Here is a 3,799-nt window from a genome sequence, read left to right on the forward strand (position 1 = left end):
TTGCCCTCGCGATCGGTTTCCTGACGATCGGCTTTACGTCGCCGGCGCAAGCCCTGCCGAGTTTCGCGCGGCAGACGGGACAACCCTGCGGTACCTGTCACACCGATTTTCCCGCGCTGACCCCATATGGCCGCAGGTTCAAGCTGCTCGGCTATACCACCGGCGGCGGCGAATTCCGGACGACCCCGTTTTCGTCCAAAGGCGCTCAGGACGCGCGCGCCGAATACGAAAAGATGCTCGGCTATGTTAAGTCGCTGCCGAATTCCACGACTCCCGAGGCTGACAAGGAATATGTCCCGCCGGTCTCGATGATGGCCATCGTCGGGTTGACTCATACACAGGCACCGACCGTAGCGCCGCCGACGGACCCCTACCGGGCGAACGACAACGTCGTGATGACACCGTTCAGTGGATTCTGGGGCGGAGCGATTACCGATAATATCGGCGCTTTCGCGCAGGTGACCTATAGTGCGCCTGATCCGCTGTCCGCGCTGTCCGGCCAGCCGGCAGACCAGTTCAAGCACACGTGGTCATGGGACAATGCCGATGTCCGCTATGCCAGCACCGCGCGCATCGGCCCGCTTGATCTTATCTATGGCATCACGGCCAACAATAATCCGACCGTCCAGGATGTGTGGAATACCACGCCGGCATGGTCTTATCCTTATGCCGTATCGTCGCTTGCCGGCACGCCCGCCGCCAGCACGATGATCGAGGGTGCATTTGCCGCGCGCGTCGGCGGCGTCGGTGCCTACACGTTCATCAATGACCTGCTTTATCTGGAATTGACCGCCTACAAGACCCTCGGATTCAATGCGCAGAACTCGCTCGGCATGAATCCGTTCGACGGGCCCGGTCAGTTCGGCGGCATTGCGCCGTACTGGCGCGTTGCGCTGGAGCCACACTGGGGCAGGAATACGTTGATGGTCGGCGCGTTCGGAATGACCATGGACGTGCATCCGTGGCTCGATTCAAGTTTTGTGACTGGAACGACCGCGACGCTTCCCACGGCGGATAGATTCACCGACGTTGGCTTTGACACCCAATATCAGTATCAAGGCGACAATTACTGGCTGACCTTGCGCGGCAGCTACATTCGCGAACTTCAGCAGCTGAACGCCAGCTTTCTGACCGCCGGCTCCAATCCGACCGACCAACTCAACAGCCTGAAGCTGCAGGCCTCGTTTGCCTATGGCGCCGACAACAGGGTTGTCTTCACCGGGCAATATTTCAATATCTGGGGCACTGCCGACTTGGGCCTTTACGGGACCGATCCTAACACCGGCAACGCTCTGACACCGAACAGCGACGGATGGATGGCCGAGATCGCCTACATTCCGTTCGGGGCCAGCAAGATGATCGGCTACCCGTGGTTCAATGCCCGCATCGGCCTGCAATACATCTACTACAACAAGTTCAATGGCACCACGGTCGCCGCCCACGACAACAACACCCTGTTCCTCCATGCTTGGTTTGCAATGTAGGCGGACGTGTCCGCATACGGAGATTGTCTGATGAGAAAACTTCTTTTCGCCCAAGCCGCGATGCTGGCAGCGACCCTGGCGGGACCCGCGATCGCTGCGGACTTGCCGCTGAACTCGGAGGCGCCGTTCGTGCCGCGCTTCACCTGGACCGGCTGTTATCTCGGTGGCCAAATCGGCGGCGGCTTTGCCCAGAAGGACATCACCGATCCGGTCGCGCTCGTGCAGGAGTCATTCGCTCCCGGCAGTACAACCGGCATTACCACTGCAAACCTGTCGCCACGCGGTGTCCTGATCGGCGGCCAGATCGGCTGCGACTATCAGTTCGCTTCCTCCTGGGTGGTCGGCATCGAAGGCGCTGCCGCCGGTTCCACCATGAAGGGGAGCAGCATCGTCGGGCTCCCGGCCGGCAATCCCGATAGCGCGCTGGTGGAAGCCAAGACCGATTTCCTCACCAGCGTGACCGCGCGGCTCGGCTACGCGTTCGACCACGTGCTGGTCTACGGCAAGGGCGGCGCCGCCATGGCGGCAGACCGATACGATGTCTCGGGTTCATTCACCGGCATTCCGTTCGGCTTTACGGGTCTGGAAAATCGTTTTGGCTGGACCGCGGGTGCCGGCGTGGAATGGGCCTTCACGCCGCATTGGTCCGTCAATCTCGAATATGATTATTATGGGTTCGGGACCAAAACGATTGCGATGTTCGATCCGGCTAACTTGTTTCTGGGCAATGTGGACGTCAAGCAGAACATCCAGGTGGTCAAGGTCGGATTTAACTTTCATATCTGGGGGCCTGGTTTGTGATGGTCGCAGCCTGTTCAGTTGAATTGGACGCGTCAGGCGGCAGGCGAGGAGGCCGGATCGTGAAAGTCCTCAGTGTGCGGCTGATTCTGCAGGCAGTAATTCTGGCAGTGGTTTTTTCCGCAACGGGTCACGCGGCGGACAGCGGCGTCCCCGCCAGGCAAGGCGGGTTGGAGGCCAAGCTGGAATATTGCAAAACCTGCCATGGGCTGTCGGGCCAGGGGTATCTCGGATACTTTCCGATGCCGCGGCTTGCCGGGCAGCAGCCCGAATACATCGAGGCTCAGCTGCGGGCCTTCATCGAGCGCAGGCGGACCAATCCGATCATGTTCAACGTCGCGCATGTGCTGAGCCCGTCGATGCTGACGGCGCTGGCCACGCATTTTAGAGGGCTCAATCCCAAACCGTTCGGCGGAGCGCCCAGGGGATCGCTGGCCGAGGGCAAAAAAATCTTTGAAGAAGGACTTCCCGAAGCCAACGTACCCGCCTGCTCCGCCTGTCACGGCACGGAGGGCAAGGGCCAAAATGAAATTCCGCGACTGGCGGGTCAGGTCTACGCGTACACTGTAGGCCAGTTGAGGGGTTGGAAGACGGAGCGAGGTCAGGGCTCGGCGGTTGATACATCCGCTATCATGGCGCCGACGGCACACAACCTGACGCGGTCACAGGTTGAAGCGGTCGCGGCCTATGTCAGTTATCTGCAGTGAGTGCTGCCATCTCATACGCCGACATGTCGGTGGGTACATGAAGCGCGAAAGCCTGGGGTCATGAAGCGCATCGGGTTGAAAATGGCGATCGTGGCGATCCTCGCCTCCAGCGCTCCTTCGTGGGCCGGCGAGAGCGCTGCCGTTCGCAACTGCACCTGGTGTCACGGAACGGGGGCGCAGGGCTATACGGTAGCGCCGCGGCTGGCTGGACAGAGGCCGCAATACATCTTGAGTCAGATCAGGAGCTTCCGCGAGCACGCGCGGGATAATCCATTTTCGAAGCAATACATGTGGAACGCGGTCGCAGCCCTCGATTCCCAAACGGCACGAGATCTGGCGAATTATTTTGCGGCGATCCCGCCGAAAGGCGCCAATGACGGCGACAGCACGCTCGCGTCGCGGGGAAGAACGATCTACCTGGAGGGAATCCCTGAAGCCAATATCGTGTCCTGCTATGCCTGTCATGGCCCCAACGCCGAGGGCGTGCGAGATATTCCTCGCCTGGGGGGATTGGCCTATTTCTATTTGAAGGGCCGGCTTGAGCAATGGGGCCAGGGCTATCATTCGGGTACGGAGTCTCCGATGCCGATGGTTGCGAGCCATCTTGGCCCGAATGAAATCGAGGCGCTCGCCTCGTATCTGAGCTTTGTCAAATAAAGCTGCGCCGCGATGGAAGCGGTCGCGATCATGCCACAACGTCAACACTCCGCCGGGGTTGGAATTGGCCCCGCAGGCTTCGCAACTGAAGGTGTTGGGGACGCATGGACCCCGCGCTAGTTTCTCGCTCGGTGCAACAATACGTTGGCTGTC

At 60.3% G+C, this 3,799-nt stretch carries 4 protein-coding genes; all 4 read left to right on the forward strand.

Going from position 1 to position 3,799, the window contains the following annotated elements:
* The first annotated feature begins 233 nt into the window (after nucleotides 1–233).
* Genes QZ213_RS25795 through QZ213_RS25810 form a run of 4 tightly spaced genes read left to right on the forward strand, consistent with a single transcriptional unit; the run spans nucleotide 234 to nucleotide 3,646 of the window.
* Complete coding sequence (locus QZ213_RS25795) at nucleotides 234–1,484, forward strand: cytochrome C (protein WP_291688890.1); 1,251 nt, start codon at nucleotides 234–236, stop codon at nucleotides 1,482–1,484.
* A 30-nt stretch (nucleotides 1,485–1,514) separates the two neighbouring features.
* The gene (locus QZ213_RS25800) at nucleotides 1,515–2,285 is read left to right on the forward strand and encodes an outer membrane beta-barrel protein (RefSeq protein ID WP_291688891.1); all 771 of its coding nucleotides are present in this window, start codon (nucleotides 1,515–1,517) and stop codon (nucleotides 2,283–2,285) included.
* A 59-nt stretch (nucleotides 2,286–2,344) separates the two neighbouring features.
* The gene (locus tag QZ213_RS25805; protein WP_291688892.1) at nucleotides 2,345–2,989 is read left to right on the forward strand and encodes a c-type cytochrome; all 645 of its coding nucleotides are present in this window, start codon (nucleotides 2,345–2,347) and stop codon (nucleotides 2,987–2,989) included.
* 60 nt (nucleotides 2,990–3,049) lie between these two features.
* Nucleotides 3,050–3,646: a c-type cytochrome gene (locus QZ213_RS25810; protein ID WP_291688893.1), complete on the forward strand. Its 597-nt coding sequence runs from the start codon at nucleotides 3,050–3,052 to the stop codon at nucleotides 3,644–3,646.
* Nucleotides 3,647–3,799: the final 153 nt, after the last annotated feature.

It is taken from the genome of Bradyrhizobium sp. (assembly GCF_017881085.1).
Taxonomy (GTDB): domain Bacteria; phylum Pseudomonadota; class Alphaproteobacteria; order Rhizobiales; family Xanthobacteraceae; genus Bradyrhizobium.

Excerpts from the sequence above, each read along its gene's own strand:
- QZ213_RS25795 (WP_291688890.1), top strand. The coding sequence starts at position 234 with ATGCTCGGCTATGTTAAGTCGCTGCCGAATTCCACGACTCCCGAGGCT.
- QZ213_RS25800 (WP_291688891.1), top strand. The coding sequence starts at position 1,515 with ATGAGAAAACTTCTTTTCGCCCAAGCCGCGATGCTGGCAGCGACCCTG.
- QZ213_RS25810 (WP_291688893.1), top strand. The coding sequence starts at position 3,050 with ATGAAGCGCATCGGGTTGAAAATGGCGATCGTGGCGATCCTCGCCTCC.